25 protein-coding genes are annotated in these 25,702 nt (G+C 33.7%); 21 read left to right on the top strand and 4 right to left on the bottom strand.

Annotated features, from left to right (window positions below; genetic code table 11):
• Nucleotides 1-168 precede the first annotated feature (168 nt).
• The 7 genes from FOD82_RS05380 (at nt 169) to FOD82_RS05350 (ending at nt 10,820) form a co-directional block, all read left to right on the top strand.
• Nucleotides 169-1,929 carry an oligopeptide ABC transporter substrate-binding protein gene (locus tag FOD82_RS05380; protein WP_144355455.1) on the top strand — a complete coding sequence of 587 codons (1,761 nt, stop codon included), beginning with the start codon at nt 169-171 and terminating at the stop codon, nt 1,927-1,929.
• A 132-nt stretch (nt 1,930-2,061) separates the two neighbouring features.
• Nucleotides 2,062-2,748, top strand: a complete 687-nt coding sequence (rnc, locus tag FOD82_RS05375; RefSeq protein ID WP_144355454.1) for a ribonuclease III — start codon at nt 2,062-2,064, stop codon at nt 2,746-2,748.
• Between the two features lie 12 nt (nt 2,749-2,760).
• Nucleotides 2,761-6,324, top strand: coding sequence for a chromosome segregation protein SMC (gene smc / locus FOD82_RS05370; protein WP_144355453.1), 3,564 nt, complete (start codon nt 2,761-2,763; stop codon nt 6,322-6,324).
• 2 nt (nt 6,325-6,326) lie between these two features.
• On the top strand, nt 6,327-7,685 hold the full coding sequence (gene ftsY / locus FOD82_RS05365) for a signal recognition particle-docking protein FtsY (protein ID WP_144355452.1): 1,359 nt from the start codon (nt 6,327-6,329) through the stop codon (nt 7,683-7,685).
• Between the two features lie 42 nt (nt 7,686-7,727).
• Entirely contained in the window at nt 7,728-9,152 is a 1,425-nt protein-coding gene (locus FOD82_RS05360) for a C69 family dipeptidase (protein ID WP_144355451.1), read from the top strand.
• 93 nt (nt 9,153-9,245) lie between these two features.
• Nucleotides 9,246-10,154, top strand: coding sequence for an amidohydrolase family protein (locus tag FOD82_RS05355; RefSeq protein WP_144355450.1), 909 nt, complete (start codon nt 9,246-9,248; stop codon nt 10,152-10,154).
• A 3-nt stretch (nt 10,155-10,157) separates the two neighbouring features.
• The gene (locus FOD82_RS05350) at nt 10,158-10,820 is read left to right on the top strand and encodes an antibiotic biosynthesis monooxygenase (RefSeq protein WP_144355449.1); all 663 of its coding nucleotides are present in this window, start codon (nt 10,158-10,160) and stop codon (nt 10,818-10,820) included.
• Between the two features lie 46 nt (nt 10,821-10,866).
• On the opposite strand, the gene FOD82_RS05345 is transcribed toward FOD82_RS05350, so the two are convergent.
• Entirely contained in the window at nt 10,867-12,294 is a 1,428-nt protein-coding gene (locus FOD82_RS05345; RefSeq protein WP_144355448.1) for an amino acid permease, read from the bottom strand.
• A gap of 152 nt (nt 12,295-12,446) precedes the next feature.
• On the opposite strand from FOD82_RS05345, the gene ylxM reads away from it, so the two are divergent.
• The 9 genes from ylxM to FOD82_RS05300 all read left to right on the top strand — a co-directional run bounded on the left by ylxM (nt 12,447) and on the right by FOD82_RS05300 (nt 18,324).
• Nucleotides 12,447-12,788 (top strand): YlxM family DNA-binding protein, encoded by a 342-nt coding sequence (gene ylxM / locus FOD82_RS05340; RefSeq protein WP_144355447.1) that lies wholly within the window; start codon nt 12,447-12,449, stop codon nt 12,786-12,788.
• Nucleotides 12,789-12,792: 4 nt separating this feature from the next.
• Nucleotides 12,793-14,223, top strand: a complete 1,431-nt coding sequence (gene ffh, locus FOD82_RS05335) for a signal recognition particle protein (RefSeq protein ID WP_144355446.1) — start codon at nt 12,793-12,795, stop codon at nt 14,221-14,223.
• Between the two features lie 93 nt (nt 14,224-14,316).
• Nucleotides 14,317-14,589, top strand: a complete 273-nt coding sequence (rpsP, locus tag FOD82_RS05330; protein WP_144355445.1) for a 30S ribosomal protein S16 — start codon at nt 14,317-14,319, stop codon at nt 14,587-14,589.
• Nucleotides 14,590-14,661: 72 nt separating this feature from the next.
• Nucleotides 14,662-15,168, top strand: a complete 507-nt coding sequence (rimM, locus tag FOD82_RS05325; RefSeq protein WP_144355444.1) for a ribosome maturation factor RimM — start codon at nt 14,662-14,664, stop codon at nt 15,166-15,168.
• Nucleotides 15,168-15,875: a tRNA (guanosine(37)-N1)-methyltransferase TrmD gene (trmD, locus tag FOD82_RS05320; RefSeq protein ID WP_144355443.1), complete on the top strand. Its 708-nt coding sequence runs from the start codon at nt 15,168-15,170 to the stop codon at nt 15,873-15,875. Before rimM ends, trmD begins: the two co-directional genes overlap by 1 nt.
• Before the next feature lie 129 nt (nt 15,876-16,004).
• Nucleotides 16,005-16,352 (top strand): 50S ribosomal protein L19, encoded by a 348-nt coding sequence (gene rplS / locus FOD82_RS05315; protein WP_144355442.1) that lies wholly within the window; start codon nt 16,005-16,007, stop codon nt 16,350-16,352.
• A gap of 115 nt (nt 16,353-16,467) precedes the next feature.
• Entirely contained in the window at nt 16,468-16,884 is a 417-nt protein-coding gene (locus tag FOD82_RS05310) for an NUDIX domain-containing protein (RefSeq protein ID WP_144355441.1), read from the top strand.
• Nucleotides 16,885-16,893: 9 nt separating this feature from the next.
• Nucleotides 16,894-17,535, top strand: a complete 642-nt coding sequence (locus FOD82_RS05305) for a uracil-DNA glycosylase (protein ID WP_144355440.1) — start codon at nt 16,894-16,896, stop codon at nt 17,533-17,535.
• 3 nt (nt 17,536-17,538) lie between these two features.
• Entirely contained in the window at nt 17,539-18,324 is a 786-nt protein-coding gene (locus tag FOD82_RS05300; RefSeq protein WP_144355439.1) for an SGNH/GDSL hydrolase family protein, read from the top strand.
• A 43-nt stretch (nt 18,325-18,367) separates the two neighbouring features.
• Here the strand turns inward: FOD82_RS05300 and lexA are convergent, their stop codons facing one another.
• The gene (gene lexA / locus FOD82_RS05295; RefSeq protein WP_144355438.1) at nt 18,368-18,994 is read right to left on the bottom strand and encodes a transcriptional repressor LexA; all 627 of its coding nucleotides are present in this window, start codon (nt 18,992-18,994) and stop codon (nt 18,368-18,370) included.
• 151 nt (nt 18,995-19,145) lie between these two features.
• Between lexA and FOD82_RS05290 the strand changes: the two genes are divergently transcribed.
• From FOD82_RS05290 to FOD82_RS05280, 3 genes are all read left to right on the top strand, one after another.
• Nucleotides 19,146-19,394 carry a DUF896 domain-containing protein gene (locus tag FOD82_RS05290; RefSeq protein ID WP_144355437.1) on the top strand — a complete coding sequence of 83 codons (249 nt, stop codon included), beginning with the start codon at nt 19,146-19,148 and terminating at the stop codon, nt 19,392-19,394.
• 67 nt (nt 19,395-19,461) lie between these two features.
• Entirely contained in the window at nt 19,462-19,680 is a 219-nt protein-coding gene (locus FOD82_RS05285) for a YneF family protein (RefSeq protein WP_144355436.1), read from the top strand.
• Nucleotides 19,681-19,761: 81 nt separating this feature from the next.
• The gene (locus FOD82_RS05280; RefSeq protein ID WP_144355435.1) at nt 19,762-21,702 is read left to right on the top strand and encodes a M13 family metallopeptidase; all 1,941 of its coding nucleotides are present in this window, start codon (nt 19,762-19,764) and stop codon (nt 21,700-21,702) included.
• A gap of 49 nt (nt 21,703-21,751) precedes the next feature.
• Here the strand turns inward: FOD82_RS05280 and FOD82_RS05275 are convergent, their stop codons facing one another.
• Both FOD82_RS05275 and FOD82_RS05270 read right to left on the bottom strand, forming a co-directional pair.
• A complete protein-coding gene (locus FOD82_RS05275; RefSeq protein WP_144355434.1) occupies nt 21,752-22,939 on the bottom strand; it encodes a cyclopropane-fatty-acyl-phospholipid synthase family protein in 1,188 nt (395 codons plus the stop codon).
• 109 nt (nt 22,940-23,048) lie between these two features.
• Entirely contained in the window at nt 23,049-23,663 is a 615-nt protein-coding gene (locus FOD82_RS05270) for a 1-acyl-sn-glycerol-3-phosphate acyltransferase (RefSeq protein WP_144355433.1), read from the bottom strand.
• Nucleotides 23,664-23,724: 61 nt separating this feature from the next.
• On the opposite strand from FOD82_RS05270, the gene FOD82_RS05265 reads away from it, so the two are divergent.
• Nucleotides 23,725-24,756 carry a GIY-YIG nuclease family protein gene (locus tag FOD82_RS05265; protein ID WP_144355432.1) on the top strand — a complete coding sequence of 344 codons (1,032 nt, stop codon included), beginning with the start codon at nt 23,725-23,727 and terminating at the stop codon, nt 24,754-24,756.
• A 158-nt stretch (nt 24,757-24,914) separates the two neighbouring features.
• A complete protein-coding gene (gene rpsB / locus FOD82_RS05260; protein ID WP_144355431.1) occupies nt 24,915-25,688 on the top strand; it encodes a 30S ribosomal protein S2 in 774 nt (257 codons plus the stop codon).
• Nucleotides 25,689-25,702: the final 14 nt, after the last annotated feature.

Raw genomic sequence — 25,702 nt, 5'->3', positions numbered from 1 at the left:
ATTAGCAATAATAGAGGGCTTTTTTACATGTTGGTAATCTTAATATAATAATAAAATTAAAATATTTTTCATGAAAGCGTTGATTTTCTCATAAAAAGTGATAATATTTAATTATTAAATTAATTTTAGAAACTTAAAGACTTGTTTTTTAAAAACGGGGGACTTAATATGAAAAAATCTAAATTATTAGGCTCAGTTGGTGTAGTAGCTGCTGCAGCTTTAGCACTTGTAGCTTGTGGTAAGAGTGGACAAAATAGTAATTCAGGCGCAAATGATGCTAAGAAGTTTCCATCCTCAACACCTAAAAAGGCAGTTAAACAAGGTGGTTCTGTAAATGTTGCTCTTGAAACTGATACTCCATTTACAGGTATCTTCTCAGATGAATTAGCTACCTCAGCTTACGACTCACAAGTAGCAGCTCCAGCATCAGAATCACTTTTTGATACTGATGACCATTACCAAATTAATGACAAAGGTCCAGCAACTATGAAGATGGATCGTCAAAATAAAACTGTTACTATCACTGTTAAAAAGGGTGTTAAATGGTCTGATGGTAAGCAAGTTAATGCCAAAGATTTGGAATATCCATATGAAATCTTAGCAAATAAAAAGACTAATGCTCAAAGATATAGCAGTCAATTTGAAGAAATTGAAGGTATGAAAGAATACCATGAAGGTAAGGCTAGTTCTATTTCTGGTATTGAAATGCCAGATGGTGAAAATGGTAGAACTATTGTAATTCACTACAAGGAATTAAAGCCAGGTATGAAATTTAGTGGTAATGGTTACTTTTGGGAAAGCGCTGCTCCATACCACTATTTAAAGAATGTTCCATTTAATAAGCTTCAATCTTCCGATGAAATTAGAAAGAAGCCCCTTTACTTTGGACCATTTAAAGTTTCTAAAATTGTTCGTGGTCAATCTGTATCTTATGTTCCAAATAAATATTATTGGAGAGGTAAGCCAAAACTTAATAAAGTTACTATTCAAGTTGTATCACAGGATTCAGCTTCACAAGCTATTAAGAGTCACAAGTTTGATATAGCCGAAGTAGTTAATTCTCAATGGGATCAAGTTAAAGATACTAAGGATGTAAACTTTGTAGCTCAAGTTCCATTACAATATAGCTACTTAGGCTTTAAAGTTGGTAAGTGGGATGCTAAGGCTGGCAAAAATGTCATGGATAAGAATTCTAAGATGAATAATAAATCTCTTCGTCAAGCTATTGCCTATGCTATGAATGTTGATGCGGTTAATAAGCGTTATACTAATGGTTTGAACTTTAAAGTTAATACTTTGATTCCAAAAGGCTTTGGTGAATATCATGATAGCAGTGTGAAAGGTTACAATTATAACTTAAAGAAAGCTGAACAACTGCTTGATAAGGCCGGCTATAAGAAGAAGGGAAAATGGCGTGTGCAACCTAACGGTAAGCCACTTAAGATTAAGTTTGCTGCAATGAGCGGTAATCCAAATGCAGAAGCTATTGCTCAAAACTACTTACAACAATGGCATAAGATTGGATTAGATGTTTCACTTGTTGGAGGACGTTTAACAGAATTTAATTCGTTCTATGATAAAGTTCAAAATGATGATCCGGGTGTAGATATGTTCCAAGCTGCTTGGAGTTTAGCTTCTGAACCTTCACAAAACTCAATGTATGGAGAATATACTTCTTCAAATTATGAGCGTTTTGTAACTAAGAAGAATAATGAACTTTTGAAAGAAATGGATTCACAAAAAGCCTTTAATACTAAGTATCGTGTAGAGAAGTTCCATGAATGGCAACAATACATGAATGATGAAGCTTATGTTGTTCCACTTTATAATTCATATCAAATTCAAGCTGTTAATAGTAAGCTTACTGGTTACTCAACTAAACCATCTCAACAAAATAAACTCTGGAGTCAAGTTGGCTATGTCAAATAATGGTTTATAACAATAATAAAAATAAAGCAGGTTGCTCAAATGAGCGAACCTGTTTTTTCTTGTAGTGTTACACCATTATTAGATAAGTATTCGTGTAAAACTGGTATAATGTTAAACATGGGAGGTTAACTTATGGTAAGCACAAAGTTTATTAAACAATTGAATGAAAAATATGGAATAAAATTCCATTCAAAAAAATTATTAGAAGAAGCTTTTACTCATTCTTCTTATGCTAATGAGCATCCCAACGACGGAATTAGAAATTATGAAAAACTAGAATTTTTAGGAGATGCTGTCCTTGAATTAGCAGTTTCTGATTATTTGTATCGTCATTTTCCTAATTTAAATGAAGGTGAATTAACTAGACTTCGTTCAAACATTGTTAGAACTGAAGGCTTTTCTGAATTTGCTATTGAGTGTGGTTTTCAAGATGAAATTAATTTAGGAAACGGTGAAGAAAAATCAGGTGCTCGTCATCGTAAAACGCTACTTGAAGATGTATTTGAAGCTTTTAATGGGGCATTGTTTCTTGATCAAGGGATGCCGGCAGTGCAACACTTTTTGCATTTAACGGTTTATCCATTAATTGACCAAGGAGAATTTACTGCTTCACGTGATTATAAAACTGATTTGCAGGAATTTTTACAACAAGATGGTCCAGTTAAGATTGAGTATACTGTTTTAGAAGAATCGCAATTACCATCTCACTTCGTAGTTGAGCTTAAAGTCAATGATAAAGTTCAATCAACTGGTGAAGGTAAAAATAAAAAAGCTGCTGAACAAGAAGCAGCTAAGGCCGCCCTTGAAAAACTTGAGTAGGAAGGTGACGACGTGCCATTAACAGAATTAATTATTGATGGTTTTAAATCATTTGCTGAAAAGACAACTATTCATTTTGATACAGGAATTACAGGTGTTGTTGGACCAAATGGAAGTGGTAAAAGCAACATTACTGAAGCTATTCGCTGGGCAATGGGAGAAACAAGAGCTAAGAGTCTACGCGGAAGTAACATGAAAGATGTGATTTTTGCCGGAAGTGAGTTCCGTAAACCGCTTAATCGTGCAATTGTTACTTTGATTTTTGATAATAAAAAACACGAATTAGCTTCAAATCAAGATAAGGTTTCAATAACAAGAAAGATTTTACGGTCAGGAGATAGTGAATATTTAATTAATAATCGTCCCGTAAGATTAAAGGATGTTCGAGAATTATTTTTGGATTCGGGAATTTCGCAGAATAGTTTAGCAATTATATCTCAAGGTAGAGTTGATCAAATTTTAAATTCTCGTCCTGAAGAAAGACGGGTGATTTTTGAAGAAGCAGCTGGAGTTCTTCATTTTAAGGAGCAAAAAGAAACTGCAGCTCGTGAACTAGAACGTACTAATGATAATCTTATTAGAATTAATGATTTAGTAAAAGAACTAGAAAAGCGAGTTGAACCACTCCATGAACAAAGTTCTTTAGCTAAAGAATATAAATTTCAAAAAGCTGGCTTAGATCAAAAGTTGAAGACTTTATTAGCTTTTGAAATTGAAGATTTAGATAATAAAAAAGCTGAAATCCAAAAAAGCGCTACTAAAAATCAGGTTTTATTATCTAAGTTAGATAAAGAAGTTAAAGATTCTCAACAAGCAGTTAGTGAAAAACGTCAAGAATATCAGGAAATTCAAGAAAAACGTGAAGCTGCTCAAAGTCAACTGTTAAAATTAACAGATGAAATTTCAAAATTAAATACTAATTTACAAGTTACTGAACAGTCTAAACAATTTGATGAAGCAACTAAAAATGAGTATAAAAATCAAGTAGCTGAACTCACTAGCCAAATTTCTCAATTGAATAATGAACTTGCAGATATTTCTAAAACTAAAGAGTCATTATCTATTGAACAAGATGAGTTAAAACAAAAGCGTGAAAATTTACTTGGTCAATTGAAGGACGATCCGGCTATTCTCGAGCAAAAACTAGAAGACTTAAGAAATACCTATATTCAATTATTGCAGGATCAAACCACTAATAACAATCAACTAGTTTATTTAGAATCTGAATTGAAGAAAACTAGAGATGATCAAAGTTATAAAAATAATGATGTTTCTGAACAATTAAAAACATCCAGTGAAGAATTAACTGCTTTAAAAAATCGTGGGAAACAGTTAACAATTAAGCATGATAATTTAGAAAAAAGTTTAACCGATTTATTTTCTAAAAAGTCAGATGCAGAAGATAGACTGAGAAATTTAAGAAAGACTGTTAATAATGAGCGAACTGATTTACAAAAAATAACTGCTCGTTATGAAGCATTAGTAAATATTCAAAAGCGCCATGAGGGCTATTACTATGGGGTAAGAAGTATTTTAAATAATCTTGATAGTTATCCAGGCGTAATTGGTGCGATTGGTGAATTGATAAGTTTTTCTGCGGAATATGAAGCTGCAATGACAACAGCTTTAGGTTCCAGTGTTCAAGATTTAGTAACTGATTCCCGTGTTAGTGCTAAAAATGCAATCAATAAATTAAAACAAACACATGCTGGTAGGGCTACTTTTTTACCATTAGATGGTTTACGTCAATATAATATTCCTACTTCAACGATTACAACTTTAAAATCGTTTAAAGGGTTTAAAGGAATTGCAAGTCAACTGATAAAGAATAATAGTAAACATGATATTTCAGAAGCTATTAATTATTTATTAGGTAGTGTAATAGTAGTTGATAATATTGAGAATGCTTTAGCAATTTCAAGACGTTTGGGACGCTATCGAATTGTAACTTTAGATGGAGATATTATTTCACCAGGGGGTTCGATGACCGGAGGGATGCGCAATCAGCGCAATAATTCACCTCTTCAAACAACCAGTGAAATTAATCGTTTAAAAGATAAGAGTACAACTCTTGAGAAGCAATTTAATAGTGATCAAAAGATGCTTCAAGTAGCTATTGAAGATAGTGAAGATTTAACTCAAAAATATAATCAAATTAATAAAGAGTTACAAGCAGTTGCTCAAGAATTGGGAGAAGTAGCGCTTTCTTATAAAAACCAAGAAAAAGAGGTTAAAAGACTTTCTGATGCAAATAATTTATTTGATTCGCGAGTTAAAGAACGGATAGGGCAAATTAAAGCAACTGAAAGCCAAATTGAAGAAGCCCGTAATAGAAAAGAAGAGTTAGCCCTTCAAGCTGATAAAGAAAAGCAGCAAATGGCACAAATTCAAGACTCGATTAAGAATTTTAATTCTCTTAATCAAGAAGTTCAGAATAAACTTTCAGATCTTGATCCGAAGTTGGCGGTTGTTTCAAATAAATATGAGAATTTGCACAATCAGGAATTAGAAAAGTTGCAGCAATCAAAGAGCAGTCAAAAACAATTAGAAGAATTAAAGCAAAAATTATCTAGTTTAGGTAAAAATAATAAGTTATCCGAACAAAAACGGCTTGAGTTGCAAAAGCAAGAAAAAGCAGCAGTAGCTGAAAAAATTCAATTAGAGAAAAAATTGCGAACACTCTCTTCTAATCTTGGTCAAGTCGATGCTCAGATAACCCAACTAGATCAGGTTGCAACAAGAAACTATGAGTTGCGAAAAAATGCTGCTACAGAACAAGAAGAATATTCTGTAAAAATTGCTAAATTTAATACTGAAATTGACCAAAGATTGACTACTTTAAGTGAAGATTATTCATTAACTTATGAGGGTGCATTAAACCAAGCTAAGCTTGAAAATAATGCTGAAAATAGGGCTGATCTTAAGAAAAATGTCAAATTGCACCGAATGTCACTTGAAGATATAGGTCCAGTTAACTTAAATTCTATTGAGGAATACGAAGATGTAAAAAGTCGCTATGAGTTTTTACATGGTCAGCAAGATGATTTATTAAAAGCTCGGGAAGACTTAAAACAGTCAATGAATGAATTAGATATAGAAGTTAAAACTCGATTTAGTGAAACTTTTACGGCAGCTAGTGAGAATTTCACTAAGATTTTCCCTATTGTATTTGGGGGAGGGAATGCAAAATTAGTTTTAACCGAGCCTGATAATTTGCTTAAGACAGGAATTGAAATTATTGCTCAACCTCCTGGCAAGAAATTACAAAGATTAAGTTTATTATCTGGTGGTGAAAGAGCTTTAACAGCAATCACACTTTTATTTGCAATGTTACAAATAAATCCGGTACCGTTTTGTGTACTTGATGAAGTTGAGGCTGCTCTTGATGATGCCAATGTTAGCCGTTTTGCACAGTTTTTACAAAAATATGATATGCATACACAATTTATCGTGATAACCCATAGACGAGGAACTATGCAACAAGCAGATCAGTTATATGGAGTTGTGATGCAAGAGTCGGGTGTGTCACAAGTTTTATCAGTGTCATTAAAAGATATTAAAGATGAGGTAGAGTAAATTTGGGTTTATTTGATAAGATCAAAAAATCACTTTTTGGAAAAAAAGATGAAGAAGAAAAACAAGAACAAGATTCTGTTCAAGAAGAAGTAAAAAACGATGTTGAAGATGCAGATGAAGAAAAGTCTGCTGATTTTACTAGTGTTGATAAAGAAGATTCTCTTGAAGAAAGTTCAAAAGAAAATACTGAAAATAATTCAAAAAAAGAGGATTCTAATGACTCTAATAATTTAGCTGATTCTGATGTAGAAGCAGATTCTAGTCAAGATGCTCTTAAGGATTCTACTATAGAAGAATCTAAAAAAACTGACTCAGAAATTAGTGAAGAAAATACTGAAAATGAATCTGAGAATCAAGAAAATTTAGAAAAAAACACTGAAGAAGCTAAAGATGAAGTTGTAGAAGATTCTGATAATACTGCAAATGAAAATCAAACTGAACTTTATGAAAAGGGACTTGAAAAAACTAATAAAGGTTTTGGGGCTCGATTAAATGCTTTCTTCGCACAATTTAGAAGTGTTGATGAGGATTTCTTTGATGATTTGGAAGAATTGTTAATTGAATCAGATGTTGGTTATGAAACAGCAGAAGAATTAACTGAGCAATTACGTGATGAGGCTAAACTTCAAAAGGCTAAAACACATGACGATTTAAAGCGAGTAATTGTTGAAAAGTTAGTTGAAGTCTACGATCAAAATGGTAATAGTGATGATGAAAAATTAAATTATCATGATGATGATACTCCTAATGTTTATCTTTTTGTTGGAGTTAATGGTGCAGGTAAGACCACTACTATTGGGAAATTAGCTAAACGCTTTAAGGATGAAGGAAAGTCTGTTATTATGGCAGCTGCTGATACATTTAGAGCAGGTGCTGTAGAACAATTAGTAGAATGGGGTAAGCGTGTAGATGTACCTGTAGTTACAGGTGCTGAAAAAGCTGATCCTGCTTCAGTCGTTTATGATGCAACTGAAAAGGCAATTAAAGAAAAAGCCGATATTTTATTAGTTGATACTGCAGGACGTCTTCAAAATAAGAAGAATTTGATGAATGAACTTGAAAAAATTCAACGAACGATTAAAAAGTTGCTTCCAGAAGAACCTACTGAAACGCTTCTTGTTTTGGATGGATCAACTGGACAAAATGCACTTTTACAAGCAAAAGATTTTGATAAAACTACCAAGTTGACTGGTTTAGTTTTAACAAAACTTGACGGCTCTTCAAAAGGTGGGGTTGTCTTAGCAATTAGAAATGAAATGAACTTGCCAGTTAAGCTTGTAGGACTTGGAGAAAAGCCAGAAGACCTTGCGGATTTTGACGCTGCAAATTATGCTATTGGTTTATTCCATGGTTTGGTCTAAAATTAGGATAGTAATTGATTATTTTATTATAAGGAGAACACTATGAAAGAATACAGTGCTTGTACAACTATTTTAGTTGGTAAAAAAGCCTCAATTGATGGCTCAACGATGATTGCACGTAATGATGATACTTTTAAGCCAATTACACCTCAAAAGTTCATTATTGAACCTGCCGCTAAAGATGAAAAGGGACGTCATATCAAGTCTTGGCTCAACAAGTTTGAAATGGATTTACCAGAAAATGCACAAAGAGTCCCAGCCGTTCCTAATGTTGATTACAAAACTCAAGGCTATTATGACGAAAGCGGTATTAATCAAAAGAATGTTGCAATGTCATGTACTGAATCAACTTATGGTAATGAAAGAACTTTGGCATTTGATCCACTTGTTAAAGATGGATTAGATGAAGATTGTATGCAAACTGTAGTTTTACCATATATTGATTCTGCTCGAGATGGTGTTAAGCGTTTAGGTAAGTTAATCAAAAAGTACGGTTCACCAGCTGGTAATTCTGTATTATTCAGTGATAAAGATGAAGTATGGTACATGGAAATCGTTACTGGTCACCACTGGGTAGCACAACGCATTCCAGATGATTGTTATGCTGCAACAGGTAACCGTGTTGCTATTCAAGAAGTAAACTTTGATGATCCAGACAACTTTATGTGGAGTGAAGGAATTCAAGAATTTGTTGAAAAGCATCATTTAAATACTGATCATGAAGGTTGGAATTTCCGTCATATTTTTGGTACTTATACTGAACAAGATCGTCACTATAATACTAGTCGTCAATGGTATATTCAAAAACTTTTTAATCCTGAAATTGAACAAGATCCACAAGATCCTGATATTCCATTTATTCGTAAAGCTGCAAAGAAAATTAGCCGCGAAGATATTCAATATGCTTTAGGTAGTCATTATCAAGATACTCCTTATGATCCATTTGGTAAGGGTACAGATGAAGAAAAGCATATGTATCGCCCAATTGGTTTAAATAGAACTCAAAACTCACATGTTCTTCAAATTAGAAGTGATGTTTCAGAAGATAAAGCTGCTATTATGTGGTTATGTATCGGTGGTCCAACATTTACACCATATGTACCATTCTTTACAAATATGAATGATACTGATCCTTCATACAATAATACTTCAATGGATTATAATATGAATGATGCATGGTGGTACTACAAATCATTTGCTGCTCTTGTTGAAAGTCACTATCCACAATTTGTTCAGCTTGATACTACTTACCTTACTGAACTTAACCGCTATTATAGAGGTCGCGTTGAAGAAATTATTAAAGGTGCAGATGGTAAACGTGGCGATGAGCTTACTGAATATTTAACTAAAGAAAACCAAAAAACAGTTGCTCATACTAAGAAAGAAACAGAAAAACTTTGGGGACAAATGTTTACTGAATCTATCAATATGTCTAAGTTAACTTTTAATATGGATAAAAATCTTTAAACACATGAAAAATAATCTTATCTTCTTAGGTAAGATTATTTTTTATTTATCTAAAAAAAGACTAAACTATAAGTAACGAAGGAGGCAATAATTATGAAGATTGACGTGTTTAGCCATATTTTAACGCCAAATTATTATCAAAAGATGCTTGAAATTGACCCTAAAATTCCAGAAAAGTATCCCTTTTTGAAAGTTAAAGCACTTACAGATTTACAATTTCGGTTAAATAATTGGCCTGAAAACCATTTAAAACAGGTTTTATCTTTTGCAAATATCAGTCCGGAAGATTTTGTTATTCCAGCAGAAGCTGCGGACCTTTGTGAAATGGCAAATAACGAGTTGGCTGCCATAGTTCATGATAATCCTGATAAATTTGAGGCTGGAGTAGGGATGCTTCCAATGAACAATATTAAAGCTGCGCAAGAGACTCTAGAGAAAATTGCTAAATCAGATATTTTAGTGGGTGCGCAAATTTTTACTCGTCATTTAGGAAAAAGTATTGCTAATCTTGAATTTCGTCCAGTTTTAGCAAAAGCTGCTGAGTTGAATGTTCCTTTATGGCTTCATCCTGTTTTTGATAAGCGTAAGCCTGATAATAATTTAGTCTTTTCATGGGAATATGAGTTATCTCAAGCCATGCTTCAATTAGTTAAAGCTGATTTATTTGAAGAATATCCTAATATTAAAATTCTGGTCCATCATGCTGGAGCAATGGTACCGTTTTTTAGTGGCAGAATTAATCATATTTTGGATGAAGAACATGCCGAAGATTTTAAAAACTTTTATGTTGATACGGCAATTTTAGGTAATACCCCAGCTCTACAATTAACATTAGATTATTTTGGAATTAATCATGTGTTATTTGGTACGGATGCACCTTTTGGAGTAGCTCCAGTTGGACCAGATGAAATTGTGTCAAAAGCAATTGATGATTTAGATATTTCAGACTTATATGAAAACAAAATTTTTAAAACAAATTATGAACATTTTATAAGGAGATAAAAAATGAACATAAAAAATGCACCTATTATGAACTTTTATCATTTAACTGTTAATCCAGCTGAAAGAGACGAATTCTTAAAGGCTGGCAAAGAGAATATGTTTACTTCAATTCAAAAAGAAGATGGGGTATATTTCATGTCCTCAGCTTCTGAAGGAAAAGATAGTAACTATATCTTTGAAGTCTATAAGGATGAAGAAAGTTATCAAAATCACATCAATTCAAAGCAGTTTAAAGCTTACCAAGCAGTAGCTAAAGATGCAGTAGATGAAACGGATTCTTTTAATTTGACGCCACAATTTATTGGTACTAATTATCAGGATTTACGAATTGATAAAAACAATAATTATGTAGTCAATATGGCTAAAATCACTTTGGTAGATGATGATTTAGAAAAGTTTGGCGATATTGTTAAAAAAGAAATGACAAAATCTATGGAAAGAGAAGCTGGCATAATTGCAATGTTAGCTGGAAATATGTTTGATATAGAAAACGAATGGCGCTTTTTTGAAGTTTACCAAGATGAAGCAGCTTATGAAGCTCATACTCGAACGAAACATTTTATAGATTATATTTCCCAAACCAAAGAAATGATTTACGAAAAAAGCATATTGAGTTTGCATGGCGATGTTATTGTAGACCGGTCTAATATGAATTATGAAGCATAAAAATTAGCTAAGTACATTTGTACTTAGCTAATTTTTGTTTTAAGAGTTATTTTTTTAGACTAGTTGTTGAGTGGCGTATTCCGTAAACAAGATAAATGATTACTCCAATGATAAACCAGGCTAAGGCATAAACTTTAGCTTGAATATCTAATCCTAAGAATACTATTAAAGAAGCTAAAAAGGCTAAAATTGGTAAAACTGGATAAAGTGGCATCTTAAATGAAGGATCTACAATATCTTGTCCTTCGCGCTTTCTAAGAGGAAGAATAGCAATTGATACAAACATAAAGGCAATTAAGGTTCCTGCAGAAACTAATTGTGAAATTGCTGAAAATGGGAAAAGAGTTCCTACAATAATTGCAGCTGCAGTAATGGCTAATACTGCGTTATTAGGACGATGATCTTTGTCAATTTTTCCAAGCCATTTTGGAAGCATCCCATCACGGCCAAATGAATAAATTAAACGAGACCCTGCCATTGTCATTCCAATTAAAGCAGTAAACATTCCAAAAACGGCAATAGTTTGAACAATAACTGCTACTAATGGGTGTCCTGCATAACGCAGAGCCAATCCAACTGGTTCAGCATTACCAGCGTATTTTTGATAAGGTACTACACCAACAAGGACTAAACTTACGCTAACAAAAAGAACGACCGCAATAACTAATGAACCAATGATTCCGCGAGGCATCGTCTTTTCAGGGTCAATTGCTTCTGCTGAGTTTGCAGCTACAGAATCAAAACCAATATAAGATAAGAAAATCATTGCTACCCCAGCGTAGATTCCTTGCCAGCCACCGAATGGACCGTTAGCAGTTTCATGGTATTTAGGAATGAATGGAACAAAGTTTGAATGTTTGATTGCAGTTGCTCCCACTACAACGAAAAGTAGAATTGCAATAACTTTTAAAATAACAAGAGCATTTTCAACACGGGCAACTTTTCCAATTCCATTAGAAACTAAGATAGAAACTAAAGCAATAGAAACAATAGAAATAATGTCAACTATTCCGCCATCAGTTCCAAAAGCATTTGAAAGTGAAGCTGGTAATTTCCATCCCAGTGGAGCAATTAAAGCGCGGAAGTTAGCCGATAAGCCGGAGCCCACAAAGGCTAAAGCAATAAAATATTCTGCTAGTAGGGCCCAACCGGCAACCCAACCCCAAAATTCTCCAAATATTACATTGATCCAGGAATAAGCACTTCCAGCAAACGGCATTGCTGCTGACATTTCTGCATATGCAAACGCTACAAGCCCAGCGGCAATAGCTGCTAAGATAAATGAAATAGCCACTGCAGGTCCAGTATGCATTGCAGCAACTTCACCTGGAAGAGTAAAAATTGAAGCAGAAACAATTGTTCCTACTCCCAGTGCCAAAATATCACGTACTTTTAGTGAACGAACTAAATGGCCATCTTTATTCTCATATACACGTGGATCTTCTTTGCGGTTCATTTTTTTCCAAAGATTCACAGAAATTTCCTCCCTTATGTTTTTAGAAATAATTTATAATTAAATCTAAGTTAAATGAATTGTTAAAATCCATTTAATTTTAACAACAAAATCAAATACGGTCAATCGTCAATTAAGTATATTTTTGATATACTAATAAGCGGTGAAGCTTTATGGATGAACTAACAAAAAATGAAAAATTAGGTGATCTTTATGCCTATTATGGGAAATTATTAACCAAAGGGCAGCAGAGCTATTTTGAAGATTATTATTATAATGATTTATCTTTAGGTGAAATTGCTGACAATCATAATGTTTCTAGGCAGGCTATTTATGATAATTTAAAACGATCAACTAAAAGTCTAAAAAAATATGAATCTTCACTGCATATGCAGTCAGATTATAATAAAATAGAAGATAATCTTGAATTGACAGTAAAGTTGCTTGATCAAGGAGAGATTAATCAAGCTAAGGAAAAAATTCAAAATTTATTAAATAAGATGAGAGGGGAATAAACCCATGGCTTTTGAAAACTTAAGCGAGCGAATTCAAAAAGCATTAAAGAATTTGACTGGTAAAGGAAAGGTTTCGGAAGAAGATATTAATCGTGCCAGTCGTGAAATTAGATTAGCATTATTAGAAGCTGATGTTAACTTTAAAGTTGTTAAGGATTTTATTAAAAAAATAAAAAAGGAAGCTCTTGGCAAAGAAGTTCAAGAAAGCTTAAATCCAGGTCAGCAAGTAATTAAAATTGTTAATGAAGAATTAACTAAGATGATGGGAGAAAGTGCAGTTGGTTTGAATAAATCAAAGCACATTCCCACTATTATCATGATGGTTGGTCTTCAAGGTACTGGTAAGACTACTACTGTAGGTAAACTTGCATATCATTTACAAAAAACACAAAATGCTCGTCCACTTTTAATTGCAGGAGACATTTATCGTCCTGCTGCTGTTGAACAATTAAAGCAAATTGGCCAACAATTAGAAGTGCCTGTTTTTAGTGAAGCTGATGAAAAAGATGTTGCGAAAATTGTTGAAGATGGATTAGCTGAAGCTGATAAAAATAAGAATGACTATGTAATTATCGATACAGCAGGTCGTCTTGAAATTGATGAGCCTTTAATGGAAGAACTTGAAAGAGTTAAAAAAGTTGCTGATCCAGATAATATTTTGCTTGTTGTTGATGCAATGACAGGTCAAGCTGCAACTGATGTTGCTAAAGGGTTTGATGAAAGACTTAATGTTACTGGAGTTATTTTAACTAAACTTGATGGTGATACTCGTGGTGGGGCTGCTTTATCAATTCGTGCGGTTACTGGTAAGCCGATTATTTATACTGGTCAAGGTGAAAAACTTACTGATTTAGAAGATTTCCACCCAGATAGAATGGCATCCAGAATACTTGGAATGGGTGACATGCTTACGCTTATTGAACGTGCTCAACAAGATTATGATGAAAAAGAAGCTCAAAAAGTAGCTGAAAAGATGAAAGCAAATCAATTTGATTTTAACGATTTCATCGAACAACTCGAGCAAGTTCAAAAAATGGGGCCATTAGATCAAATTATGAAAATGATTCCAGGAATGGCTAATAATCCTCAATTACAAAACATGTCAATTGATGAAAAACAAATTGCCCATACTAAAGCTATTGTGTATTCAATGACTGCAGAAGAACGTGAAAATCCTGATATTTTAAATCCTAGCCGTAGAAGAAGAATTGCTGCTGGATCTGGTCGTCCAATTGTTGAAGTTAACCGTATGATTAAGCAATTTAAGACTGCTCGTGATATGATGCAAAAAGTTACTAAGGGTAACTTTAAAGGATTAGGTAATTTGCCAGGAATGGATTCGCCAATGGCTAAAATGGCAATGCGCCGAATGGGTAAAAATTTCAAAAAGAATAAGAAAAAGCGGATGAAGAAGATGAAGAGATATCACTCTTAAAGAAATTTTTTAATCTGTTAAGTAAAAAGCCTTTACACCTTTTACTTTTGGTGGTATATTATTAATCGTTAAGTTTTAGGAGGAAATTAATTTATGTCAGTTAAAATTCGTATGCACCGTATGGGTGCCAAGAGAAAGCCATTCTACAGAATCGTTGTTGCAGACTCACGTATGCCACGTGACGGTCGCTTCATCGAAGAAGTTGGCTACTACAACCCAGTTTCAAACCCAAAGCAATTGAAGCTTGAAGAAGACAAGATTTTTGAATGGCTTCAAAAGGGTGCACAACCTTCAGATACTGTAAGATCACTTCTTTCAAACGCAGGTATCATGAAGAAGTTGCACGATGCAAAATACAATAAGTAATTATTACTTTGAAAAGTTTGGAGCAGTTGCTTCAAACTTTTTTTCTTGATTAGATTTTGCAAGGAGATTAAAATGCAATTTTATGATGTAGCAAAAATTTTAACTACCCATGGTTTAAATGGGGAAGTAAAAGTTAGCTTAATAACTGATTTTCCTGAAGAACGTTTTGCTCCGGGTTCCATTTTATCCTTAAAAAATGATACAGAGCGTACTTTGACTGTTAAAAGTAGTCGTCCATTTAAACAGTTTTGGTTAGTGCAGTTTGAAGAAGTTACTGACATTGATCAAGCTGAAAAGCTTCGTGGTAAAACTTTAGTTGTGAGTGAGGAAAATCAACAAGAATTACCTGAAGGGGTATATTATTACCGTGATATTTTGAACTCAGACGTAATTGATGAAACAACTGGCGAAAGAATCGGAAAAATTACCGATATTCAAGCCCCTGGTGCAAATGATGTTTGGGAAGTAACTGAAGATGATGGGACAAGTTTTCTCATTCCATATATTTCTGATGTAGTTAAGAATGTAGATGTTGAAAATAAAAAAATCTATGTTGAACTAATGGAGGGATTGCGTTAATGAAAGTTAATGTTTTGACACTTTTTCCCGATATGTTTACTCCGCTTCAAGTCTCAATGTTAGGAAGAGGATTAGAGGATGGAAAGTGGGATCTCAATTTAGTTAATTTCCGTGATTTCACTACCGATATTCATCATCATGTAGATGATACTCCTTATGGTGGAGGAGCTGGAATGGTTCTTCAGATTATGCCAATTAAAAAGGCACTTGATTCTTTACCCTCTAAAGGGAAAGTGATTATTACTGCTCCTCAAGGCAAAACTTTTAATGAAAAAATGGCTCAAGATTGGGCAAAAGAAGAAGAATTAACTTTTATTTGCGGACACTATGAAGGCTTTGATCAACGAGTATACGATTTAGCTGATGAAACTGTTTCAATTGGAGATTATGTTTTAACCGGTGGAGAATTACCTACAATGAGCATGATTGATGCGACAGTAAGACTTTTACCAGGAATTTTAGGAAATAGTGCTTCTGCTGTGGAGGAAAGTTTTTCTCATGGATTATTAGAATATCCACAATATACCAGACCGGCTGATTTTGAAGGACAAAAGGTTCCTGAAGTATTAACTAGCGGAAATCATCAAAAAATTGCTGAATGGCGACATAAAGAAGCGTTAAGAGCTACTTACTTGCATCGACCAGATATGCTAGAAAATCGCCAATTAACTAAAGAAGAACAGCAGTGGCTGAAAGAATTTGAATAAATTTAAACTTGAACTTGTGGTAAAATTTTGCTAGAATCGTAGAAGTGGTTGTTTAGACCAAGTAATAAAGTTATGGGTATTCCGCTGGACGCAAAGCGTGATAAGAATACCGTAGAAGGAGAAATTATAATGGATCCATTAATTGCAGAATTAACTAAAGAACAATTACGTGACGATATTCCTGCTTTCCGCGCAGGTGACACTGTTCGTGTACACGTACGTGTTGTTGAAGGTAGTCACGAACGTATTCAAATTTTTGAAGGCGTTGTAATTAAGAAGAAGGGTGCTGGCATCGGCGCAACTTACACTGTTCGTAAGATTGCTTCAGGTGTTGGTGTTGAACGTACCTTCCCAGTTAACGACCCACGTGTTGCTAAGCTTGAAGTTGTACGTCATGGTCGTGTACGTCGTGCTAAGCTTTACTACTTACGTGATCGTCACGGTAAGTCAGCTAGAATTGCTGAAGCACGTCGTTAATTTAACGCGAATGCATACAAAAAAGAACCAGTTCTTAGGAATTGGTTCTTTTTTTGCATTTAAATACAATATACACTTTATTTTTTGTATAATTAATAAAAAGGGGGTTATTATTATGATTCATGAACATTCAGCTGGTAGCATTATTTATAGAAGAGAAGGCGGAGATCTCAAATATTTATTAGTCCAAAGTGTGGTTCATCATACATGGGGATTTCCAAAGGGACATTTAGCACCAGGCGAAACAAAGCAAGAGACAGCAAAACGCGAAGTTGCTGAAGAAGTGGGACTCCATCCTAAATTTGACTTTCGATTTGAAAAAAGTACGACATATGAAACTGAAGAACATACTATAAAGACAGTTACGTTTTTTATAAGTGAGTATGTACCTGGTCAAAAAGTAGTTGATCAAAAAGAAGAAATCCTAAATTCGGCTTGGGTCACTCTTCCAGATGCTAAAGTCTATTTAAAACGCCCGGGTTTGTATGATATTTTGCAGGAAGCAGAAGCATATATTCAGTTGAAAGATTAGGTGTTTGATTTGAAGTATCCTAAAGAATTAGTTGATGAGGTAATGAGTCGTTCAAAAGGGATGCGGCTAGAAGGTTTGAATGAGGGAGATGGACCAATTCATCCTAAATTAATGATTGTAGGGGAAGCTCCAGGAAAAAATGAACTTATTACACATAAACCTTTTTCAGGTGATTCCGGTAAGGAACTAATAAAATCTTTGGCATTAATTGGATTAACACGAGAAGAAGTGTATATTACTTCTGCTGTTAGAAGTCGTCCATACGGAATTAAGGAAGTTTTTAGCAAGCGCGAAAATAAAAAAGTTATAAAATATCCTAATCGAAAACCAACCAAAAAAGAAATATTAGCTCATGCGCCATTTTTTGACTATGAAGTTACCCAAGTACAACCTAAGTTAATTGTTACAGTAGGCAATGTTGGTCTAGAGAGGTTATTAGGACGAGGTCATAAAATTTCTCAAGAACATGGAACAGTGATTGAAAATACCCCTATTCTTAAATTAAATGATAAAAAAGACGGCTATATTTGGTCTAAGGAGCTTTACACAATTTTTCCGCAATATCATCCTGCAGCTATTTTTTATAATAGAAAATTAATTACAGATATTGAAAAAGATTGGCAGGTAATTAAACCGTATTTGGAGGAATAAATAATGAGTAATGAAACATTTTTAATTCCAATTAGGCAAAATAATGACTTGTCTGATATTGCCTTAGCAGAATTAAGACAGGATTTAGATTTACATCCCTTAAATCAGCGGATTTATACTAAGTTTTCATATTTGCCTGGAAATAGCAAACAATTTAGTTTAAACTCACAAGCTTTAAATGTTAGTTCTCCTCTTATAGGCAAACGAATCCTTTTTCTGGGATCATCAGTTACTTTTGGCTTTGGTGCACTTGGGGAGTCATTTGTTGATTTTCTTTGGAAAAAAGACGGTGTTGAAGCTATTAAGGATGCAGAGAATGGAACTACTCTAGTAGAACAAGATGTTAATTATTCAGGAGATTCATACGTAGCTAGATTTAAGGAAAACCTTCATTTAGAGACTCCTGAAATGTTGGTTTTACAGCTTTCAACTAATGATGCATTAAAAAATAAAGAAATAGGGAAAATTAGTACAAATGATGATTTTGATACACAAACTATTACAGGTGCATTAGAATATATTATTTCAAAAGCACAGAAAGTTTGGCATTGTCCAATTTTGATTTATACTAATCCCTATTTTGAAAATTCTTTATATTCACAAATGGTTAAAAGAAGTCATGAATTAGTGGAAAAATATGATATTCAAATCTTGGATTTATATAATGATCCTAATTTTAAAAATCAGGATAAGCTTTATATGGCGGATGAAATTCATCCAACTAGAGCAGGTTATAAAGAAAAGTGGCTTCCTAAATTTGAAAATAAGATAATAAATATCCTAAAATAACAAAAACTGGTAGAACTTTTAAATTAAGAGTTCTACCAGTTTTTTAGCTAATATGGTTGCGATAAAGACCGATAACTTTACCCAAAATTGTAACATTCGTTAAAATAATTGGAGACATTGCATCGTTTTCGGGTTGCAAACGATAGTGATCTTTTTCTTTGTAAAAACGTTTAACTGTTGCTTCATTTTCATCAGTCATGGCCACTACAATATCACCATTTTCGGCTGTATTTTGTTTACGAACAATAACTTGGTCACCATTAAAAATACCACTATTAATCATGCTGCTTCCTTTGATGGTAAGCATATATAAATCTCCCTTGAAGCCTTCAAGATCGGGAGGAAGAGGGAAGTAATCTTCTGGTTCATTTTCTTCTACAGCTAAAATTGGTTGACCTGCTGTAACAACACCTAAAACAGGAATCTTCTTGGCAGCAATTCCCATTGCTTTGCGTCCTGCATCAGTTACTTCGATGGCACGAGGTTTAGTTGCATCTTTGATTACATATCCTTTTCTTTGTAATCGAGCAATGTGACCGTGAACAGTTGAAGTTGATGAAAGACCTACAGCAGAACAGATTTCACGAACAGTTGGTGGAAAGCCATGCTGTTCTACGGATTCATAGATGTAGCGCAAGACTTCTAGTTGTTTTTTATCATTTTTTAACATGTTAATTACTCCGTTTTATGATTGATTTGGTATATACTATATATTGTAGCAAATAACTAATAGTTTCACAAACGAGTGTTCCAGAAGAAAAAATGTCTTTTATTCTAATACTTAAAAGTGTAAACTTATTTTTATATGTGAGGTGTAAAAAATGGACAAAGATGAAGAAAAGAAAGTTACAGATCGTATCAATGAACTTTATCACAAGAAGCAAGATGAAGGCTTAACTGATGAAGAAGAAAAAGAACGTAAAGAACTTCACAAGAAGTTTTTAGAAAACTTTAGAGCCGGATTTAAGCAGCAACTTGAAAATACTGTTATTGTTGATAAAAATGGCAAAGAAGTAACTTCTGAAAAGGCAAAAGCTGCTCAAAGAAAAAAGGGTCTAAGAAAAGATTAATTTCACCTTTAAAAATTCACTGATTTTAGGTACAATAACCTTATTAGTTAATGGAGGATTTTTAATTATGAATTTAGCATTAGCAATTGTATTGATTATCGCTGCACTTTTAATCGGTCTTGTTGGCGGATTTTATGGTGCAAGAGCATACATGAAAAAGTATTTCCAAGATAATCCTCCAATCAGTGAAGACATGATTGTTGCCATGATGTCACAAATGGGTCAAAAACCTTCAGCTAAGAAGGTCAACCAAGTGATGAACATGATGAAGCATCAACAAAGATAAAAGTCTTTTCATATCGATTGGACTCTTAAAGGGCGAAGGATTACCTTCGTCCTTTTTGTGTAGTTTTGAGAAGGAGAAATCATGAAAAAATATTTCAATGTACGTGGCGGTGTTGGTGATATTACCAAGGCAGATATGGCAACTAGAATTCAGGATAATTTATATCTAGCAGTTAATTCAAAATGGCAAAAACAAGCTGTCATTCCACCTGATAGAACTGAAACTGGAACAAATGCCAAAATTGATATTAATCTTGAAAGATTAATGATTCAGGAGTTTAACGATTTTGCATCAAGTAAAAATAAATTGCCAGAATTAAGCAATTTTGAAAAGTCAATCCAACTATATAAATTAGCTCTTGATTTTGATAGAAGAAGTAAGGAAGGAGCATCTCCAGTTCAAGCTGACTTAAAGAGATTAAAGAAATTATCTAATTTTTCAAAATTTAATCAAGATGCAAATGAACTCTATTTCACTTATTCCTTACCAATTAGCTTTGAAGTTGATGCCGATATGAAAAATACTGATAAAAATGTTTTGTATTTTTCAGGACCAGGAACTCTTTTACCTGATACAAGTAGTTATCAGGATGCTGATGCAGATAAATTATTAAGTATTTTAAAAAAGCAATCAGTGAAGCTATTAATTATGGCAGGGATGCCTGAAGAAGAGGCGCTACAAGAAGTTGAATTGGGATTAAAATATGATGCACGCCTTGCTAAGGTGGTAAAGTCAACTGAAGAGTGGTCTGATTATCCAAAAATGTATAATCCCATGACTATGAAAGACTTTTTAGCAAAATTTGAATCATTTGATATGGAAGCTTTTTTGAAGAAAATCTTACCCGTACTTCCTAAAAACGTAATCGTAACAGAGCCACGTTATTTGGATCACATTAACGAGTTTCTCAATGAAACTAGCTTTGAAGAAATTCGTGGCTGGATGTTAATTAAATTTATTAATGGTTCAGCAAACTTGCTATCACAGAAATTTAGAGAGGCGGCTTTTTCTTATCGTCAAGCAATTACTGGCGCTAATGAATTGCCCACTGCTCAAAAATACGCATATCGTTTAGCTGATGGTGTCTTTGATGAAGTTGATGGGATTTTTTATGGTAAAACTTACTTTGGTAAAGATGCTAAAACTGATGTAACTGATATGATTCATACCATGATTGGAGTATATGAGGACCGCATCAGAAATAACACTTGGCTTTCAGAAGATACTAAAAATAAAGCTATAGTTAAATTGAAGTCTTTAGTTTTAAAAATTGGATATCCAGAAAAGCAAGAAAAAATCTACGATTTGCTTAGAGTTGATACGACAAAAAGTTTATATGAAAATATGTCATTAATTAGTAAAATTGAAGCTAAGTATAATTTAGCTAAAATTACAGAACCAGTAGATCGTAGTGTTTGGCTAATGCCAGGAAATATGAATAATGCTTGTTATGATCCTCAAAGAAATGACATTACTTTCCCAGCAGGAATTTTGCAAGCACCATTTTATAGTTTGAAGCAAACTCGCGCTGAGAACTATGGTGGAATTGGTGCAACAATTGCTCATGAAATTTCACATGCTTTTGATAATAATGGTGCGCAATTCGATGAAAAAGGTAATATGAATAATTGGTGGAATGAAAAAGATTTCAAGGAATTTGAAAAGCGGACGCAAAAAGCTATTGATATTTATGATGGTTTGCAATATGGTTCAGGTAAGTTAAATGGTAAGCAGATTGTTGCTGAAAATATTGCAGACTTAGGTGGGTTAACTTGTGCAATTCAATCCTGCAAGAGTGAGAAAGGTGATTTAGCTGAATTATTCAAAAATTATGCTAAATCTTGGGCTCAAGTTCAACGTCCAGAGGCAATAAAAACAGAAATTGCCGTGGATGTTCATGCACCACAGCCCACTCGAGTTAATATTCCAGCCCAGTGTCAAGATGAATTTTATGAAGTTTTCAATGTCAAAGAAACTGATGGTATGTGGCTTTCACCTGATGAGCGTGTAACTATTTGGTAAAGCAAAAAAATAAACGTTAAGCTAGAAAAACTAGTTTAGCGTTTATTTTTTATTTATTTAACATGTATTTGCGAGTCATCGGTAAGTTTTCGCCAGATGGTCCTTTAGTTAAAAGATATTGCACTACATCAATATTACCAGATTCAAAACTTGCAGCACAAGCTTGTAAATAAAGATCCCACATCCGAGTAAAACGTTCGCCCATTTTTTCTTGAATTTGATCACGAACATTATTGAAGTTCTTATCCCAAATTTCAAGAGTTCTTTGATAGTGACGACGAAGCATTTCCATATCAGTTATTTGTAAATTGTTTTCAACAATATCAGTTACAATTTCTGGAAGTCCGGGAATATAGCCACCAGGGAAAATATACTTATTAATCCATGCATTAGTGGCTCCACCTTGTTGACGAGTAATACCATGAATAAGGGCAACTCCGTTTGGCTTTAAGTATTTATAAACATCACTAAAGTATTCACTTAAGTTTTCTGAACCAACATGTTCAAACATACCAACAGAAGTTACATAATCCCATTGTTCATTACCGAGTTCTCGATAATCTTCCAATTTAACTGTAGCTACATCTTCTAAGCCTTCATCGTAAATTTTCTTTTGAACTAATTCAAATTGTTCTTCACTTAAAGTTACCCCTGTAACTTTTAGACCGTATTCTTTAGCTGCAGTGAGCATCAATGTTCCCCATCCGCAACCAATATCTAATAAAGTTTTGCCTTTTTGTGGGTGCAACTTATTAAGGATGTGGTGAACTTTAGCTATTTGAGCCTCTTCTAAATCATTTTGATTGTCATCTTCAAAATAAGCACAAGAATAAGTTAAAGTTGGGTCAAGCCACATTTTATAAAAGTCATTACCAATATCATAATGGCTTTGTACATCTGCTTCACTTTGTTTTTCAGTATGCTTTTGTTTAGGTAAAAACTTTCTGAATTTTGATGCTCTCATAAAGCTATCGGCACTTTGATAAGCACCCATAATTATTTTTTGAACTGCTTTTTCGTCACCTTTAATTTCAATTTTTTTGTCCATGTAACCTTCACCAAGTGCTAAAGAAGCATTTTTAGTAATTTCAGTTACTGGAATCTTTTCATTAAAAACAATTTCAACGTCAGGTTCACCGTTACCATAAACTTCGCTCTTTCCATCCCAATAGGTTACTTTGACCGGGAAGGGGAAGGATTTACTGAGCATCATCTTGTAAAATGTTTTTTCTAACAAGTTAGTTCCCTCCAATATATAAAAGCTAACACTTAATTCTAACACTTCTGAAATTGGGTGACTGAATAATTTTATGAAAAACAAAAATAAGCTAAGTTTTTGACTTAGCTTATTTTGCTACATAATGAAAATTAGGGTTTTGCTCTTTATCTAGCTTATCCCATGCTTTTTGCATTTTTTCATCATATTTTGCTTGATTTTCTTTGGTCATTTTAACCTTCCGATCAATGTAAATTGGCTCACCAAAACAAACATTAAGTGGTTTACGCTTTAAAAAGCCTTTAAAAGTAAGTGGCCCTTGATAAACTACAGGAACTAAAGGTTTACCAGACATTTTGGCAATTAAAAGCGCACCGCCTTTTAATTCACTAGAATGGCGAGTTCCTGATGGAAAAATTATTAATGATAATTTTCCTTGTTTTAATCCTTTAACTGGAATTTTTAAAACTGATGGACCAGGATTTTGTCGATCGACTGGGAAAGCATGAGCATGTTTTAAAATAAAACGTAAAATTGGATTTTTGAATAATTCAATTTTAGCCATAAACATGAACTCCATAGGACTAGCTGCTAATGCAAAAAGAATAGGTTCCCACCATGTACGATGAGGCGCAACTAAAATATAATTTCCTTCAGGAATCCGCTCTTTATGATGGACATGTAAATGACCATTCAACACCCATACGATAAATCTAACTATTGGTCGAATAAAACGATAAAACATATTTTTCCTCCGAATTGTTGTATGCTATTATAACAGATATTTAGAAAGGATAAAATTCTTCATGGTTGAATTAAAGAATAATGAACGGATTGATTATTTATATAGCGATGATATGAAAATCATTCAAGATAAGACTGCTTTTAGTGCTACTCTTGATACTTTATTTTTAGCTTATTTTGCTAAAAACTTGATTCGTGATCGCTTTAAAGTAGCTGATCTTTGCTCTGGAAATTGTGCCGCAACAATGTACATGGCTTATTTTAATAAAGCTAAATATGATGCAGTTGAAATACAAGAAGAAGCTTATTCACAAGCTGTAAGGTCAGTTGAACTTAATCATATGGAAAATAGGATCACTGTTCATAAAAATAATGTAAAACAGGCCCCAACTTTTTTACGAAAAGATAGCTATGATATGGTGGTGGTTAATCCGCCATATTTCAAAGTTCCGAAAGGACATGAAGTCAATCCTGATAAGAAAAAGGCGATCGCCCGGCATGAAATTTTAATTAATTTAGAAGAAATAATTGAAGTAGCGAGCGCTCTTTTAAAAATGAAGGGGAAAATGTTGATGGTGCATCGTCCTGAGCGTCTAGGTGAAATTACTTATTTTTGTATGAAGTATGACTTAAGTATAAAAACAATTCAGCCATTTGTTTCTCATAGAGGAGAAGATAGCAACTTGGTAATTGTGGAAGCCGTAAAACATACTGCATTTGATGGAACTGTATTAAAAGATGCTATTGAAGTTCATGATAAAGATGGTCATTTTTTGCCAGATATTCAAAGAATTATTATAGAAAGTGAAGAAGACCGTAAAAAGCATCAAGAACAAGAAAAATATTATTTTTATGTATTATTGTGCAGTGATGGTAGCTTTTATGGTGGTTTTACAAATAATTTGAAACAACGTCTAAAAATGCACAATACTGGAAAAGGTGCAAAGTATACTAAGAGTCGCAAACCAGTAAAAATGATTTACCATGAGGAATTTGATGATAAAGGATTAGCTTTAAAAAGAGAATATTGGTTTAAGCATCATGATAGAAAATGGAAAGAGAAATTTTTAAAAGAACATAACGTAAAATACTAAGTTTTTCTTGCAAAAACTATGTAAATTTAGTATCATGTTCAGGTGTGCTAACCACACTTAAAAAACACATCAAGAGCGATCGGTATATGGTGCCTTTGAAGAAGGTCAATGCCGAAATGAACGCTTGAGAGGATTAAAACCATAGGAGGATTTTATTTATGTCAGTTGTATCTATGAAGCAATTGCTTGAAGCTGGTGTACACTTTGGTCACCAAACCCGTCGTTGGAACCCTAAGATGGCTCCTTACATTTTCACTCAAAGAAATGGTATCTACATCATTGATCTTCAAAAGACTATCAAGATGTTAGATGATGCTTACAACTTTATGAAGGCTGTAGCACAAGACGGTGGTGTATTCTTATTCGTTGGTACTAAGAAGCAAGCTCAAGATTCAATTGCTGAAGAAGCAACCCGTGCAGGTCAATACTACGTTAACCAACGTTGGTTAGGTGGTACTTTGACTAACTGGACTACTATCCAAAGTCGTGTTAAGAGATTAAAGCAATTGAAGGAAATGTCACAAGATGGCACTTTCGATGTACTTCCAAAGAAGGAAGTTGCACTTTTAACTAAGGAAATGGACAAGCTTGAAAGATTCTTGGGTGGTATCGAAGATATGCCTAGAATTCCAGATGTTATGTTCGTAGTAGATCCTAAGAAGGAAAAGATTGCTGTTCACGAAGCTAACATTTTAGGTATTCCAGTTGTTGCAATGGTTGACACTAACACTGATCCAGACCCAATCGACGTAGTTATCCCTTCAAACGATGATGCTATTCGTGCTATTCGTTTGATTGCTGGTGCTATGGCTGATGCCATTATCGAAGGTCAACAAGGTCAAGATGATGGTGAAACTCTTGAAGTTGACTTTAAAGAAAACGCAGACGGTTCAGAAGAAATCGCTAGCGCTGAAGAACACGACGAAGACTAGTTTTTACTATTAGT

Source organism: Lactobacillus sp. LL6, assembly GCF_007570935.1.
In the GTDB taxonomy this organism is placed as follows: Bacteria; Bacillota; Bacilli; order Lactobacillales; family Lactobacillaceae; genus Lactobacillus.
This window is presented reverse-complemented; position numbering and strand designations above follow the sequence as displayed.